This is a genomic window from Stenotrophomonas sp. SAU14A_NAIMI4_8 (assembly GCF_003086695.1).
Taxonomy (GTDB): Bacteria; Pseudomonadota; Gammaproteobacteria; order Xanthomonadales; family Xanthomonadaceae; genus Stenotrophomonas.
In genome coordinates this window covers 1168289-1183299 of sequence record NZ_CP025999.1, presented here as the reverse complement: position 1 = coordinate 1183299, position 15011 = coordinate 1168289, and the positions used below count along the sequence as shown (strand labels likewise).

At 68.1% G+C, this 15011-nt stretch carries 19 protein-coding genes; 13 read left to right on the top strand and 6 right to left on the bottom strand.

Annotation, left to right across the window (positions count from 1 at the left end; genetic code table 11):
• Positions 1-259 precede the first annotated feature (259 nt).
• Genes hda through C1930_RS05475 form a run of 3 tightly spaced genes read right to left on the bottom strand, consistent with a single transcriptional unit; the run spans position 260 to position 3263 of the window.
• Positions 260-967, bottom strand: a complete 708-nt coding sequence (gene hda, locus C1930_RS05485) for a DnaA regulatory inactivator Hda (RefSeq protein WP_108751488.1) — start codon at positions 965-967, stop codon at positions 260-262.
• Positions 967-2139 (bottom strand): AI-2E family transporter, encoded by a 1173-nt coding sequence (locus C1930_RS05480; protein WP_108748819.1) that lies wholly within the window; start codon positions 2137-2139, stop codon positions 967-969. Before C1930_RS05480 ends, hda begins: the two co-directional genes overlap by 1 nt.
• On the bottom strand, positions 2136-3263 hold the full coding sequence (locus C1930_RS05475; protein WP_234412305.1) for a DUF2066 domain-containing protein: 1128 nt from the start codon (positions 3261-3263) through the stop codon (positions 2136-2138). Before C1930_RS05475 ends, C1930_RS05480 begins: the two co-directional genes overlap by 4 nt.
• 112 nt (positions 3264-3375) lie before the next feature.
• On the opposite strand from C1930_RS05475, the gene purM reads away from it, so the two are divergent.
• The 6 genes from purM to C1930_RS05445 all read left to right on the top strand — a co-directional run bounded on the left by purM (position 3376) and on the right by C1930_RS05445 (position 7601).
• Positions 3376-4434, top strand: a complete 1059-nt coding sequence (gene purM, locus C1930_RS05470; protein ID WP_108748817.1) for a phosphoribosylformylglycinamidine cyclo-ligase — start codon at positions 3376-3378, stop codon at positions 4432-4434.
• Between the two features lie 20 nt (positions 4435-4454).
• Positions 4455-4949, top strand: a complete 495-nt coding sequence (locus C1930_RS05465; protein ID WP_108771247.1) for a hypothetical protein — start codon at positions 4455-4457, stop codon at positions 4947-4949.
• A gap of 7 nt (positions 4950-4956) precedes the next feature.
• A complete protein-coding gene (locus tag C1930_RS05460) occupies positions 4957-5394 on the top strand; it encodes a hypothetical protein (protein WP_108771246.1) in 438 nt (145 codons plus the stop codon).
• Positions 5391-6044 carry a phosphoribosylglycinamide formyltransferase gene (gene purN / locus C1930_RS05455; RefSeq protein ID WP_108771245.1) on the top strand — a complete coding sequence of 218 codons (654 nt, stop codon included), beginning with the start codon at positions 5391-5393 and terminating at the stop codon, positions 6042-6044. Before C1930_RS05460 ends, purN begins: the two co-directional genes overlap by 4 nt.
• 67 nt (positions 6045-6111) lie before the next feature.
• Positions 6112-6915, top strand: a complete 804-nt coding sequence (locus C1930_RS05450) for a DUF3108 domain-containing protein (RefSeq protein WP_108748813.1) — start codon at positions 6112-6114, stop codon at positions 6913-6915.
• A gap of 2 nt (positions 6916-6917) precedes the next feature.
• On the top strand, positions 6918-7601 hold the full coding sequence (locus C1930_RS05445; RefSeq protein WP_108748812.1) for a DUF3108 domain-containing protein: 684 nt from the start codon (positions 6918-6920) through the stop codon (positions 7599-7601).
• A 136-nt stretch (positions 7602-7737) separates the two neighbouring features.
• Here the strand turns inward: C1930_RS05445 and C1930_RS05440 are convergent, their stop codons facing one another.
• The 3 genes from C1930_RS05440 to C1930_RS05430 are packed head-to-tail and all read right to left on the bottom strand — an operon-like array spanning position 7738 to position 9578.
• Positions 7738-8055 (bottom strand): hypothetical protein, encoded by a 318-nt coding sequence (locus tag C1930_RS05440; RefSeq protein ID WP_108748811.1) that lies wholly within the window; start codon positions 8053-8055, stop codon positions 7738-7740.
• Positions 8052-9326, bottom strand: coding sequence for a UDP-N-acetylglucosamine 1-carboxyvinyltransferase (gene murA / locus C1930_RS05435; RefSeq protein ID WP_108755588.1), 1275 nt, complete (start codon positions 9324-9326; stop codon positions 8052-8054). Before murA ends, C1930_RS05440 begins: the two co-directional genes overlap by 4 nt.
• Before the next feature lie 21 nt (positions 9327-9347).
• Positions 9348-9578, bottom strand: coding sequence for a BolA family protein (locus C1930_RS05430; protein WP_108748809.1), 231 nt, complete (start codon positions 9576-9578; stop codon positions 9348-9350).
• Positions 9579-9632: 54 nt separating this feature from the next.
• Between C1930_RS05430 and C1930_RS05425 the strand changes: the two genes are divergently transcribed.
• The 7 genes from C1930_RS05425 to raiA all read left to right on the top strand — a co-directional run bounded on the left by C1930_RS05425 (position 9633) and on the right by raiA (position 14992).
• Positions 9633-10634: a KpsF/GutQ family sugar-phosphate isomerase gene (locus tag C1930_RS05425; protein ID WP_108761413.1), complete on the top strand. Its 1002-nt coding sequence runs from the start codon at positions 9633-9635 to the stop codon at positions 10632-10634.
• Between the two features lie 51 nt (positions 10635-10685).
• Complete coding sequence (locus tag C1930_RS05420; protein WP_108752380.1) at positions 10686-11234, top strand: HAD hydrolase family protein; 549 nt, start codon at positions 10686-10688, stop codon at positions 11232-11234.
• A complete protein-coding gene (gene lptC, locus C1930_RS05415) occupies positions 11231-11806 on the top strand; it encodes an LPS export ABC transporter periplasmic protein LptC (protein ID WP_108755586.1) in 576 nt (191 codons plus the stop codon). Before C1930_RS05420 ends, lptC begins: the two co-directional genes overlap by 4 nt.
• A 105-nt stretch (positions 11807-11911) precedes the next feature.
• The gene (gene lptA / locus C1930_RS05410) at positions 11912-12427 is read left to right on the top strand and encodes a lipopolysaccharide transport periplasmic protein LptA (protein WP_108752378.1); all 516 of its coding nucleotides are present in this window, start codon (positions 11912-11914) and stop codon (positions 12425-12427) included.
• Positions 12427-13146: an LPS export ABC transporter ATP-binding protein gene (gene lptB, locus C1930_RS05405; RefSeq protein ID WP_108748804.1), complete on the top strand. Its 720-nt coding sequence runs from the start codon at positions 12427-12429 to the stop codon at positions 13144-13146. The genes lptA and lptB overlap by 1 nt, the downstream gene beginning before the upstream one ends.
• Positions 13147-13185: 39 nt before the next feature.
• Positions 13186-14616 (top strand): RNA polymerase factor sigma-54, encoded by a 1431-nt coding sequence (locus C1930_RS05400; protein ID WP_108771244.1) that lies wholly within the window; start codon positions 13186-13188, stop codon positions 14614-14616.
• Positions 14617-14674: 58 nt separating this feature from the next.
• The gene (gene raiA, locus C1930_RS05395) at positions 14675-14992 is read left to right on the top strand and encodes a ribosome-associated translation inhibitor RaiA (protein WP_108748802.1); all 318 of its coding nucleotides are present in this window, start codon (positions 14675-14677) and stop codon (positions 14990-14992) included.
• The last annotated feature ends 19 nt before the right edge of the window (positions 14993-15011 follow it).

Here is a 15011-nt window from a genome sequence, read left to right as displayed (position 1 = left end):
CAAGGTCGACACCTACCAGACGCCGTGCGCATATCAGGTCCAAGATCCAATCCCAAGGCCACCGACCCACTGTCGAAGGCGGGGCGGTGTGGGCTTGCAGGACCGCAGGCGCCATGGATGGCGCCTACGAGCCCCCATGGACGGGTTTACGGCGTGTCCTGCAAGCCCACACCGCCCCGCCTCCCCCAGGAAGCCAGCTGTTGCACTTGATCTTCAGCGGGAGCAGGGCAGCAGCCCTGCAATAAAAAAAACCCCACCTTCAGTAACGCGGGCGGCCTTCTTCCAGCACCTGCCGCAGGAACGGCACCGTGATCCTGCGCTTGGCCGCCAGCGATTCTCGGTCCAGCCAGTCCAGCAGGGTAATCAACCCACCCAGCTCGCGCCCGGTGTGCGACAGCAGCCACTCGATGGCCGCCTCATCAATGGCCAGCCCGCGCCGCAGCGCGCGCTCGCGCAGCACCGCCGCGCGGCCTTCTTCGTCCAACGGCTGCAGCAGCACGCGCACGCACTGGCCCAGCCGCGAACGCAGGTCCGGCAGCAACAGGCCCAGCTCGCCCGGCGCCGCCTGCGCGGTGTACAGCACCGTCGCCCCGGCCGCGCGCGCACGGTTGTGGAAATCGAACAGCGCCACCTCGTCCTCACGGTCGCCGGCCACTGCATCCAGGCCATCCAGGGCGATCAACTCGCGCTGTTCCAGCCCTTCCAGCGCCACCCGCACCCGCCCCGCCACGCTGGCCAACGGCACGTAGGTCGGCAGCCGGCCCGCCTGTTCGGCGGTCGAACACATCGCCAGCGCCTGGTGGGTCTTGCCGGTGCCGGCCGCGCCTTCCAGGTACACCCAATCGTGGCTGGCGCCCAGCGCGATCGCACGCAGCTGCGCCAGCGCGCCATCCGGCGCGCCGATGAAGGTTTCCAGACGCTGGTCCCGCGGGTAATGCAGGGCCAGCGGAAGTTGCGGAACACCAATCACCTGGGGTCCGGGCCGTTCTCGTAAGGGGTGACGATGATATGGGGCGCATCGACCACGCCATCAAGCACGATGGACGGCTTCTCGCCCGCGTACAGCTCGCTCTGGCGGTAGCGCTGGTGGGCATAGCGCAGCAGCACATTGCTTACCGCCGCCACCGGCAGTGCCAGCAGCATGCCCAGGAAGCCGAACAGCTGGCCACCGGCCATCACCGCGAAGATCACCGCCACCGGGTGCAGGCCGATCTTGTCGCCCACGATGCGCGGGGTCAGCACGTAGCTTTCCAGCAGCTGGCCCACGGTGAACACCACGCCCACCAGCAGCAGCAGCTTCAGGTCGATGCCCTGCGCCTGCACCAGCGCGGCCACTACCGCCATCACGATGCCGGTGGTCGCGCCCAGGTAGGGAATGAAGCTGATCAGACCGGCCACCAGGCCGATCAGCAGGCCCAGCTTCAGCCCGACCAGCGACAGGCCGGCGGCGTAGATCACCCCCAGCGCCACCATCACCAGGAACTGGCCGCGGATGAACGCACCCAGCACATCGTTGGATTCACGGGCCAGGTTGCTGATGGTGCCGATGTGGTTGCGCGGAATGACCGAGGCAACGCGCTCGACCAGCTTGTCCCAGTCACGCAGGAAGTAGAACGCCAGGATCGGCAGCAGTGCCAGGTTCACCACCCAGGTCACCACGGTGAAGCCCGAGCGCGAGACGTAGCCCATGAACGTGGTGGCGAAGCCGCCGGCCTGCTGCCAGTGGCTGCGCACCCATTCGATCAGGCGGTCCGGGTCCATCCACTGCATCACTTCCAGGCCGGTCTTCTGCTCGAACCAGGGAATGCCCTTCTGCATCAGCCACGCCTGCGCCTGCGGCACGGCCGCCACCAGGGTGGTGATCTGGCGCTCGATCATCGGCACCAGCACCAGCATCAGCCCGGTGATCAGCAGGACCATCGCCACGAACACCAGCACCACGCCGGTGTTGCGCGACAGGCCACGGGCCTCCAGCCGATCCACCAGCGGATCGCCCAGCCAGGCCAGCGCCAGGGCCAGCACGAACGGGGTCAGGATGGGGGCCAGCAGCCACACCACCCAGCCCACCATCAGGGCCACGGCCACGTACTTCAGCCGCCGCAGGAACTGCGCGATTTCCGCCTCCGGGCTCAGGATCATCGCAGGCGGTACTCGTTGCTGACCGGCGGTGCCACCGGCGCACCGGTGCTGTCATCCAGCGGGGTGGGCAGTGCCGGCAGCGTGGCCGAGGGCACCAACACGCCGTTGTCGCCCAGCATGCGGTTGAAGCCGGCCAGGCCGGTGGTCATTTCCAGGTTCAGTTCCAGATGGTCGGCCGTGGCGCGCAGCGGGGTGACATTGCGCACCACCGGCACCTCGCGCAGGCCCGCGGCCAGGCGCAGGTAATCATCGCTGCCGTTGATGCCGGTCACCACCACGCGGTAGCTGCCGGCCTGGCCGGTGGCCGCGCCCGCCTTGGCGTAGCGCTTCACCAGCGCATCGGCAGCGCCGTCGGCACCGGCGGCCATCGCGCGCATGGCGTTGGCGTCCTTGCTGGTCCACTTGTTCAGTTCACGGCCGTTGTCCACGAACACCCAGTCGGCCTGCCAGCCGCCGTTGGCGCGGTACAGCTTGCCGATCAGCTGCATGGGCGGGGCGTAGCGCGACGACGCGCGGGCCACCGCGGCACTGTCCTGGCGCCAGATGGCCCCCACCAGCGCCTGTTCGGCCGCGCCACCGCTGGGCAGGCCCAGCTTGTAGCCGCGCTCGATGGCCCGGTTCAGCAGCGGGCGGGCGGCGTTGGCCTGCTGCACGCTGACCAGGCGCGGGCCGCTGCCATCGTCCACGGCCATCCAGACCACCGGCTTGGGCCGCGGCTGCGGCCACAGCGGCAGGCCCAGGGCCGAGACCAGTGCGTCCACATCGTCTTCGCGGAAGCGCGCGACCAGCAGGGTGCGGTAGCTGGGGGCGCCGCTGGCACCCACGCTCTGGTCCTGCTTGTAGTCGTAGCTGGCCACGTAGTCCTTGGCGTTGCGCAGCGCCTGCGCCACGCCGGGGCGGCTCATCGCGCTGCGGTCGCCGGACAGCTTGCCCAGCACCACGCCCAGGGCACGGGCCAGACCGCCATTGCGGTCGCCCTCGGCCTGGCTGTTGACCGGGACTTCGGCTTCATAGGCACCGCTGGCGGTAGCAACATCGCCTTCGGTTCGCAGGCCGCTCTGGGCCATCGTGGCCACCGGCAGGCTCAGGGCCAGAAGCAGGGGGAGAAACAGGCTGCGGCGCATCAGGACATCCATTGGCTCGACGTATCCGGGGGGAATTGTTGCCCGAATACGGCCTGTGCGCCAATCCGGCCTGTTAAAATCGCCCGTTCAACCCCTGCCAGCGCCGACGCCCGTGACCAACACCCCGTCTTCCGCCCCTTCCCCCCTCACCTACCGTGATGCGGGTGTCGACATCGACGCCGGCAACGAGCTGGTCGAGCGGATCAAGCCCCTGGTCAAGCGCAGCTTCCGCCCGGAAGTGATGGGCGGCCTGGGTGGCTTCGGCGCCCTGTTCGACCTGTCCAACAAGTACCGCGAACCGGTGCTGGTGTCGGGCACCGACGGCGTGGGCACCAAGCTTAAGCTGGCCCACCAGCTGAACCGCCACGATACGATCGGCATCGACCTGGTGGCCATGTGCGTGAACGACGTGCTGGTGCAGGGCGCCGAACCGCTGTTCTTCCTGGACTATTTCGCCACCGGCAAGCTGGACATCGACACCGCTGCGGCGGTGGTGGGCGGCATTGCCAACGGCTGCACCGAGGCCGGCTGCGCGCTGATCGGCGGCGAAACCGCTGAAATGCCCGACATGTATGCCCCGGGCGAATACGATCTGGCCGGCTTCACCGTGGCCGCCGTGGAAAAGAGCGAACTGAAGGATGGCGCCAGCGTGGCCGCCGGCGACGTGTTGATCGGCATCGCCTCGTCCGGCCCGCACTCCAACGGCTATTCGCTGGTGCGCCGCATCTATGACCGCGCCGGCCAGCCGGCCGACCTGGTGCTGGAAGATGGCGTGAAGCTGGTCGATGCGCTGATGGCGCCGACCCGCCTGTACGTGAAGCCGATCCTGTCGCTGCTGAAATCGCATGGCGAGGCGATCCACGGCATGGCCCACATCACCGGTGGCGGCCTGACCGAGAACATCATCCGCGTGGTGCCCGAAGGCCTGGGCCTGGATATCCAGGCCTCGTCGTGGACCCTGCCGCCGGTGTTCCAGTGGCTGCAGAAGGAAGGCGCCGTGGTGGACAGCGAAATGTGGCGCACCTTCAACTGCGGCATCGGCTTCGTGCTGATCGTTGCCCCCGACCAGGTCGCCGCCGTGTCCGCCGCCGTGCAGGCACAGGGCCTGCAGCACTGGACCATCGGCCAGGTCACCCCCGCTGCCGGCGCAGAACGCGTCCGCATCGGCTGATCCGGCACAAAGGAGCCCGCATGGACGCACTGCCCCCTACCGCCAACGACCTGCCGCCACCGGCGCCCGCCCCCGCGGCGCCGCTGCTCACCGCCGAGGACAGCAACCACCTGCGGCTGCTGTCGATCTTCCACTATGTGGTGGCGGGGCTGGCGGCAGTGTTCGCGCTGATCTTCGTGTTCCACATCGTGATGGGCGTGCTGATGCTCAACGGCACCCTGCCGATGAACTCCAACGGCCAGCCCAGCTCGCTGCAGGAACAGCGCTTCATGGGCTGGATGTTCATCGTCATGGGCGGCGGCATCGTGTCCTGCGGCCTGGCGCTGGCGGCGTGCATCGCCTGGGCCGGGCGCTGCCTGCAGCAGCGCCGCCGCTATCTGCTGTGCCTGGTGGTGGCCGGCGTGTCCTGCCTGTTCACCCCGTTCGGCACCGTGCTGGGCGTGTTCACCCTGATCGTGCTGCTGCGGCCGCAGGTGAAGGCCGCCTTCGAAGCCAACGCCCCCACCCGCCGCTGAGACCGCCATGGCCGCCGTACCGCCCCCGCTGAACGCTCCCCGTGGTTGGACCGACATCCAGATCAACGGCCACCTGCATACGCTGAAGATCCTGTTCTACGTCTATGGCGGCGTGCAGGTGCTGCTGTGCCTGCTGCTCCTGCTGGGCGCGGTGGGCGGCTACGTAAGCGAAAGCCGCAGCACCGACCCGAATGCCTCGCCGGCGCTGCTGGCGGTGGTGTTTGCCGGTTTCGCCGTGGTCATCGGCGCGTTCGCCGTGCTCAGCCTGGTGGCCGCGCGCGCACTGGGTGACCGGCAGCGGCGCACCCTCTGCCTGGTCGCATCCGGCGCCGCCTGCCTGGGCGGCGCGCTGGGCATCGGCCTGGGCGTGTACGCCCTGGTGGTGCTGCTGCGCCCGGACGTGTCTGCACGGTTCGCCGCCCCCGGTAGCGCCGTCGTCGCATGACCGCACGCATTGCCGTACTCGCCTCGGGCCGGGGCAGCAACCTGCAGGCCATCCTGGACGCCATCGCCGCGGGCCGGCTGGACGCGCAGGTGGTGGCGGTGCTGTCGGACAAGCCCGACGCGGCCGCGCTGCTGAACGTGGCGCCGGCGCAGCGCTGGGCGCGTTCGCCCAAGGACTTCACCGACCGCGCCGCGTTCGATGCCGCGCTGGGCGATGCCCTGGCCGGGTTCACGCCGGACTGGATCGTCTGCGCCGGCTACATGCGCATTCTCGGCGCCGATTTCGTACAGCGCTTCAGTGGCCGCCTGGTCAACATCCATCCCTCGCTGCTGCCGCTGTACAAGGGCCTGCACACCCATGCCCGCGCGCTGGAAGCGGGCGATGCCGAAGCCGGGGCCAGCGTGCACTTCGTGGTGCCCGAGTTGGACGCCGGCGCGGTGCTGGCCCAGGCACGGGTGCCGGTGCTGGCCGGCGATGACGCGCAGACCCTGGCCACGCGGGTGCTGGCGGTGGAGCACCCGCTGCTGATCGCCACCCTGTCGCTGCTGTGCCAAGGGCGCCTGGCTGAACGGCAGGGGCAGCCGCAGTTCGACGGTCACCCCCTGTTTAGCCCACTGGCCCTAGATTCCACCGGGAACCTGAACCGGTAACCCCCGTGCACACGCCCTGCTGACTGCGGGGCTGGCATGCTGCCCCCTCCTGCGGTTCCTGCCCGCCATGAAGACCACGCCGTTGTTGCGCAAATTCCTGCTGCTGCCGATTGCTGTGCTCGCCTGCGCGGCCTGGGGACAGGCCACGCCCCCGGATGCGCCTGTCGCCGTACCCGCCGCGCCGGCGGTGCCCATGCCGCCCGCACTGGCTTGGGAACCGCCGCCGCTGCAGCCGTTCAGCGCCACCTACCAAGCCTTCTACAAGGGCAAAGAGGCTGGCGATGCCACCATGCAGGTCACCCACACCGGCGGCAACCAGTGGCGGGTGGACATGCAGGTGGTCGGCCGACGCGGCTTTGCCAGCGTGCTGGGGCTGAACATCGAACAGAGCACCGTGTTCGAGGAACGCGCCGGCGCCTATGCACCGCTCAGCCAGAGTACGGTGCGCAAGGGCCTGTTCCTGGGCAAGAAGGCCGTCGGCACCTACAACTGGCAGGCCGGCACCGCGCAGTGGAGCGGCGATGTGAAGAAAGACCGCGCCCAGCCCATTCCGCTGCAGGCCGGTGACCAGAGTGCCCTGCTGATCAACCTGGCGATCATGCGCGACGCCCGCCCGGGCGCGACCATGCATTACCGCTATGTCGACATGGGCCGGGTGCGCCAGCACGACTACCAGGCCGCCGCCGAAACCGAGAACGTGGCCGTCGGCGATCTGTCCTACAACGCGCTGCGGGTGTTCCGCACCAACGGCGGCAGCAACGAAACCATTCTCTGGATCGCCAACGGTGTCCCCACGCCGGTGCGCATCCTGCAACGCGAAGATGGCGAGGACCGCGTGGACCTGCGCCTGATCGAATACCAAGGAGTGTGAGCATGAAGACCCTGACCCGCCCCCTGACCTGGATCGCCGCGGCCGCGCTGTCCGTCGCCAGCCTGCCGGCCATGGCGCTGCAGCCGTTCAAGGCCGACTACCTGGCCAGCTACATGGGCATGCAGGCCAACGGCACCATGACCCTGGCCAGCGAAGGCGCCAACAAGTGGCGCTACAGCCTGAACGTGAAGAACCAGCTGGCCGACCTGAGCCAGAGCACGGTGTTCGAGGAAGTGCGCGGGCAGCTGCGTCCGCTCAGCAGCCAGGACCGTTCGGCGCTGCTGGTGAAAAAGCGCAACGTGCAGGCCAACTACAACTGGAGCAGCAACCAGGCCACCTGGACCGGCGATATCAAGCCCGACCGCGCCGGCCCCATCGCGCTGAAGGCCGGCGACATGGATGCACTGCTGATCAACCTGGCCATCGCCCGTGACCTGGCCGCCGGCAAGCCGCTGACCTACCGCATGGTGGACGAAGGCCGCATCAAGAACATGACCTACAAGATCGTGGGCAAGGAAGCGGTGACCGTGGGCGGCAAGAGCTACCAGGCCACCAAGGTCTCGCGCGTGGACGGCAACAAGGAACTGATCGCCTGGATCGTGCCGGAATTCCCGGTGCCGGCGCGCATGCTGCAGAAGGAAAGCGGCCGCGACGCGCTGGACCTGACCATCAAGGCGATGAATTGACCGCCGGGGTCGGATCCCTTCCCAACGGGAAGGGCTCTGACCCCGGTTGCGTGGGTGGGGTCGGAGCCCTTTCCGATGGAAAGGGATCCGACCCCTAGCGCCACACAGAAAAACGCCCGCTTGCGCGGGCGTTTTCTTATTTCTTTTCCTCGGCCGCGGCCGGCTTGAACTCGGTGCGGCAGTCCACGCGGATCTGCTCACCGGTGCCGCGCCAGACGAACGTGCGGCAATGCCGGTTGCCGTCTTGGCTGTCATTCACCGCCACCGCGTAGAACGACTGGATGATCTCGTCACGGGTCACCGTGCCGTCACCGTTCCAGTCCATGTCCTTCTGCTCGATGCCCTTGGTGATGGCCAGGTTGGCGTACCAGGCATAGCCCAGCCACGCCAGCGCCAGCAGCACCAGGGCCAGCAGCGCCTTGCGGCGGCGGGTGAACCTGCCGCGCAGGATCATGCGGTCACGCGCCGGATGGTGGCGCCCAGCGAAGACAGCTTCTCTTCGATGTTTTCGTAGCCGCGGTCCAGGTGGTAGATACGGTCGATGGTGGTATCGCCATCGGCCATCAGGCCGGCCAGGATCAGCGACGCCGATGCACGCAGGTCGGTGGCCATCACCGGCGCACCGCTCAGGCGCTCGGCACCGCGCACGATGGCCGTGTGGCCTTCGATCTGGATGTCCGCGCCCAGGCGCAGCAGTTCGTTGACGTGCATGAAACGGTTTTCGAAGATCGTTTCATTGATGACGCCCACGCCGTCGGCCACGCAGTTCAGGGCCATGAACTGGGCCTGCATGTCGGTCGGGAACGCCGGGTACGGCGCGGTGGTCAGGTTCACTGCCTTCGGCCGCTTGCCCTGCATGTCCAGGGTGATCGAATCCTCGGTGGTCTCGATCTTCGCACCGGCTTCCACCAGCTTGGACAGCACCGCATCCATGGTGTTCGGGCGCGCACGGTTCACCGTCACCTTGCCACCGGTCATCGCCGCGGCCACCAGGAAGGTGCCGGTCTCGATGCGGTCGGGCAGCACTTCATGGCGGCCACCGGTCAGGCGCTCGACGCCTTCGATCACCAGGCGGGCGGTGCCCACGCCTTCGATCTTCGCGCCAAGCGCGATCAGGCAGTGCGCCAGGTCGGTCACTTCCGGCTCCATCGCGGCGTTGTCCAGGATGGTGGTGCCTTCAGCCAGCACGGCCGCCATCAGCACGTTCTCGGTGCCGGTCACGCTGACCATGTCGAAGGTGAAGTGGCCACCCTTCAGGCGCTTGGCGGTGGCCTTGATGAAGCCGTTCTCCACCACGATGTCCGCACCCAGCGCCTGCAGGCCCTTGATGTGCTGGTCCACCGGGCGCGAACCGATCGCGCAGCCACCCGGCAGCGACACTTCGGCGGCGCCGAAGCGGGCCAGCAGCGGGCCCAGCACCAGGATCGAGGCGCGCATGGTCTTGACCAGCTCATACGGTGCCACGTGCTGGTTCACCGAACGCGGGTCGACCACGATCGCGCTGCCGCGCGACAGCGTGCCCTGGTCGATGGTGACCTTGGCGCCCAGCTCGCCCAGCAGCTTCACCGTGGTGACCACATCGTGCAGGTGCGGCACGTTGGTGATCTCCACCGGCTCGTCGGCCAGCAGGGTTGCACAGAGGATGGGGAGGACGGCGTTCTTGGCGCCGGAGATGCTCACTTCACCGTGCAGCGCAGCGCCGCCGGTCACAACGATCTTGGCCATGTATAGGGAATCTTCTGCGGTTCAGCCGGCTTCGGCCGGGGTCACGGTTTTCAGCGCCAGCGCGTGGATCGCGCCGCCCATCAGGTCGCCCAGGGTGGCATAGACCATCCGGTGGCGGGCCAGCGGCATCTTGCCGGCAAAGGCCTCGCTGACCACGGTCGCTTCGAAGTGCACGCCGTCGTCGCCACGCACGTCGGCGCGGGCGCCGGGCAGGCCGGTTTCGATCAGGTTGCGGATGGTGTCGGCGTCCAACGGGCTTTCCTAATAAAATGAGCCCTCATTCTACTTCCGCTGCGTGGCGTCCGCATGGCCGAGTCCCCCCTGCCCTCCCGTTCCGTCGATCCCGCTGCCCTGGTGGCCAGTGGCCAGCGCGTGTTCGAGATCGAACAGCAGGCCCTGCAGGCCGTGGCCGGGCGCCTGGGCGAGGCCTTCCAGCAGGCCTGCCAGACCATCCTGGGCAGCCGCGGCCGCGTGGTCGCCACCGGCATGGGCAAGTCCGGGCATATCGCCCGCAAGATCGCCGCCACCCTGGCCTCCACCGGCACCCCGGCGTTCTACGTGCACCCGGGTGAAGCCGGCCACGGCGACCTGGGCATGATCACCGAGGACGATGTGGTGCTGGCCCTGTCCTATTCAGGCGAATCGGACGAGATCCTGATGCTGCTGCCGGTGCTCAAGCGCCAGGGCAACACCCTGATCGCCATGACCGGCCGCGCCCAGTCCAGCCTGGCCAGCGCCGCCGACATCCACCTGGACGTGAGCGTGCCGGCCGAAGCCTGTCCGCTGGCCCTGGCACCCACCTCCAGCACCACCGCCTCGCTGGTGATGGGCGATGCGCTGGCCGTGGCGCTGCTTGACGCGCGCGGCTTCACCGCCGACGACTTCGCCCGCTCGCACCCGGCCGGCAGCCTGGGCCGCCGCCTGCTGCTGCACATTACCGATGTGATGCACAGCGGCGAGGACCTGCCCAAGGTGGACGCCGGCGCCAGCCTGAGCGAAGCCCTGATGGAGATGAGTCGCAAGCGGCTGGGGATGACCGCCGTGGTCGATGCCCAGGGCGTGCTGATCGGCCTGTTCACCGACGGCGACCTGCGCCGCGCGCTGGACAGCGCGCTGGACGTGCGCACCGCCCGCATCGCCGACATCATGACCCGCAGCCCGCGCACCATCGGTGCCGACCAGCTGGCCGTGGAAGCGGCGCGCCTGATGGAAACCCACAAGATCAACGGCCTGATCGTGGTCGATGAGCAGGGCCGGGCCGTCGGCGCGCTGAACATTCATGACCTGTTGCGGGCCCGGGTGGTTTAACCAATAGTCCGTAGACCCCATTCAGATACCAACACCGAGTCCGACACCCTGATGCCCTGGTCCCCCCTGCCCGCCTTCCCCGCCCATCTGCTTGCCACCGCGGCCCGCATCCGCCTGGCCTGCTTCGACGTGGACGGTACCCTCACCGACGGTCGGCTGTACTACGACAAGGACGGCAACGAGAGCAAGGCGTACTTCGTGCAGGATGGTCTGGGCCTGAAACTGCTGCAGCAGCACGGTATCCACCCCGTGCTCATCACCGCGCGCAACAGCCAGTCCGCGCTCAAGCGCGGCGCCGACCTGGGCATTGACACCCAGATCGCCGTGGGCGACAAGCTGGCCAGCGTGCAGGCCTTGTGCGCCCAGCATGGCATCGGCCTGGACCAGGTGGCCTTCATGGGCGATGACCTGCCCGACCTGGCCCCGATCGGCGCGGTCGGCCTGGCCGTGGCCCCGGCCAATGCGCACCCGTGGATCGCCGAACGCGCCCACTGGCAGACCCGCAGCGAGGGCGGCCGTGGCGCCGCGCGCGAGCTGTGCGACGTGCTGCTGGCCGCGCAGGGCCATGTGGACGCCGTGCTGGCAAGGTTCGGCGCATGAATACCGCACGCGTGAACTGGCGTACCGTGCTCGGCGTCGGCCTGCTGCTGGCGGCGCTGCTGAGCAGCTGGGCCGCCCTGCGCAACCGCGACAAGGGCCCGGTGAGCGAAGGCCAGGACGCAGGCGTGGATTACATCCTGCACGATTTCCAGATCGTGGCCCTGGACGACCAGGGCAAGGAATCGACCACCCTGCGCGCGCCCCTGCTGGAACGCCAGCGCGGCGACCAGACCATCAACATCGCCACGCCGCTGTTTGAAATGCCCGATGCCGAAGGCCGGCACTGGACGCTGCGCGCCGAAACCGGCTGGCTCAGCGCCAAGGGCGATGAGATGAAGCTGCGCGGCAACGTGGCCGGCGACAGCCCGGTCGCGCCCGGCGTGGTGCCCACCACCTTCCGCACCGACCACCTGGACGTGTTCCCGAAAGAGAACCGTGCGCGCACCGACGCGCTGGTCACCATGACCCGCCCGGGCATGGAACAGTCCGGCGTGGGCTTTGAAGTGGATTCGAAGAACAACACGTATCATTTCCTCAGCCAGTCCAAGGGCCGCTACACGCCCAAGCGCTGATTCCGCCGCCGGCCCGCGACGTCTTCCCGACAGGCGCAGGGCCAGCAGCACCCACCCGGCCGCCCGGTTACCCCCGGGCGCCTCCCACCGGTAGAACGGACCCCGATGAAGATTCCCTTTGCAGCCGTGCTCGCGCTTGGTCTTCTTGTCCCCAGCGCCGCCTTCGCCAAATCCAGCGACCGCAACGAAGACATGCACATCGACGCCGGTGCGCAGTCCGGTTCGCTGACCGGCGACGGCAAGACCACCCTGTCGCAGGGCGTGGTGATCACCCAGGGCACCCTGGACCTGCGCTCGGCCCAGGCCGAGATCTACATGAAGGACGGCGAAGCGGTCCGCGCCGTGTTCACCGGCAAGCAGGCCAAGATGAAGCAGCAGCTGGATGACGGCACCTGGGTCGATGCGGTGGCCGACAACATCGACTACGACGTCAAGAGCGATACCGTCACCCTGACCGGCAACTACAAGGTCACCAGCGCGCGCGGCACCAACGCCGGCCAGCGCATGGTCTACAACATGAAGAGCGGCGAGATGAATTCCGGCGGCGACGGCAGCCGCGTACGCACGGTCATTCCGCCCAAGAACAAGACGCCGGCCGCGCCGGCCGGGGGCAAGAAGTAATGCTCGTCGCCAAGGGCCTGCGCAAGCGCTACAAGCAGCGCGAAGTGGTCAAGGATTTCGGCCTGACCCTGGACGCCGGTGAAGTGGTGGGCCTGCTCGGCCCCAACGGCGCCGGCAAGACCACCTGCTTCTACATGATCGTGGGCCTGGTCGCGGCCGATGCCGGCAGCATCGTGCTGGACGGCCAGGACATCACCGACGACCCCATGTATACCCGTGCCAAGCAGGGCGTGGGCTACCTGCCGCAGGAACCGTCGGTGTTCCGCAAGCTGACCGTGGCCGACAACCTGCGCCTGGTGCTGGAACTGCGCGACGATCTGGATTCGGCCGGCCGCGAGCGCGAACTGAACAGCCTGCTGGACGAACTGCAGCTGGGCCATGTGTCCGAACAGCTGGGCGCCAGCCTGTCCGGCGGCGAGCGCCGCCGCTGCGAGATCGCCCGCGCGCTGGCCGCCAAGCCGCGCCTGATCCTGCTGGATGAACCGTTCGCCGGCGTCGACCCGATCTCGGTGGGCGAAATCCAGCGCATCGTCACCCACCTGAAGCAGCGTGGCATCGGCGTACTCATCACCGACCACAATGTGCGCGAAACCTTGGGAATCTGCGACCGCGCGTATATCCTCGCAGAGGGCACCGTGCTGGCCCAGGGCTCGCCCGAGGCGATCCTGGACAACGCAGACGTGCGTCGCGTCTACCTTGGAGATTCCTTCAAGCTGTAAGGCGGCCGCCGGGCCCACTCCCCTCCGTTCGGCACAGGCATGAAGACTCGGCTGCAGACATCGTTGGGACAGCACCTGGTGCTGACACCGCAGCTGCAGCAGGCGATCAAGCTGCTGCAGATGTCCAGCACCGAGCTGGAGCTGGAAATCGCCCAGGCGGTGGAAAGCAACCCGTTGCTGGACTGGGCCGAAGGCGATGATGCGGCCGCGGGCAGCGAACAGGACGGCGGCGCCGACAACGAAGCGCCGCCCACCGCCGATGCCGGTGAGAACGGCGGCGACGACTGGGCGCCGGCGGAACTGGACTGGAGCAGTGCCGGCAGCAGCGGCAGCTTCGACGACGATGACGACACCGGCAGCGCTGCCGAGCGCGTGGCCGAGACTGAAACACTGGCCGACCACCTGCTGTGGCAGCTGCATCTTTCGCACCTGTCGCTGCGCGATCGCAGCATCGGCGCGGCCCTGATCGATGCGCTGGAAGACGATGGCTACCTGCGCGAACCGCTGGCCACCATCGCCGAAACCCTGTTGCCGGCCATCCATGCCGGCGAAGACGAAATCCTCACCGTGCTGCACCAGATCCAGCGCTTCGATCCGGTGGGCGTGGCCGCGCGTTCGCTGGGCGAATGCCTGCAGCTGCAGCTTGCGGTGCTGCCGGCCGACACGCCTGGCCAGGCGCTGGCCCGGCAGATTGCCGCCGGCCCGCTGGAACGGCTGCCGCGCAGCGGCGTGGCCGGCATCGCACAGGAACTGAAACAACCGCTGGCCGAGGTCGAGACCGCCGTAGCCCTGCTGCGCTCGCTCGACCCGCGCCCCGGCACGCAGATCGCCCCGCTTTCGCAGGACACCTACGTGGTGCCCGATGTGGTGGTGTGGCGGCAGGGCGGTGTGTGGCGCGCGGCGCTGGCCGCCCATGCCGGGCCCAAGGTGATGATCCACCGCGGCTACGAACAGATGATCCGCCGCTGCGGCGATGCCGATGCCGGTTATCTGCGCAGCCAACTGCAGGAAGCACGCTGGTTGTTGAAGGGCCTGCAGGCCCGCGGCGAAACCCTGCTGCGCGTGGTGCGCTGCCTGATCCAGCAGCAGGCCGGATTCCTTGAATTCGGCGAACAGGCCCTACGACCGCTGACCCTGCGCGAGATCGCCGGCGAACTCGGCCTGCACGAATCCACCGTCTCGCGCGCCATCGCCCGCAAGCACGTGCGCACGCCGCGCGGCACCCTGCCGCTGCGCGCCTTCTTTGCCTCCGGCATCGACACCGACGGCGGTGGCGAAGCCTCCAGCACCGCCATCCAGGCCATGATCCGGCGCCTGATCGATGACGAGAACCCGCGCAAGCCGCTTTCTGACGCCAAGCTGGCTGACCTGTTGAAGACGTCGGGAATCCCGGTAGCGCGCCGCACCGTTGCGAAGTATCGTGAGGCCATGAACATCTCCGCCTCGCACGAAAGGGTCAGAATCGCTTGACGCGCCACCGCGCCCGGCGGAGAGGTTCATTGGCACATCCGAACACAGGAGAAACCCGATGCGCATCGAAACGTTTGGCAAAGATGTCGAAGTCACCCCGGCCCTGCAGTCCTATGTGGAGGACAAGCTGGCCCGGATCGGCAAGCACTTCGACCAGCACTGCGAAGCGCGGGTAACCCTCAAGCTGCAGAAGACCGAACACCACGTCGACGCCAGCCTCAATATTCCCGGCCAGACCCTGCATGCCGAGGCCAACGGCCAGACCATGTACGCCGCGATCGATCTGCTGGCGGACAAGCTTGACCGCCTGGTGATCAAGCACAAGGAGAAAAAACAGCAGCACGCACCGCTGCCGGTGGGCGACAATGGCGGCTGATCGCCACCGTTCCCCGCAG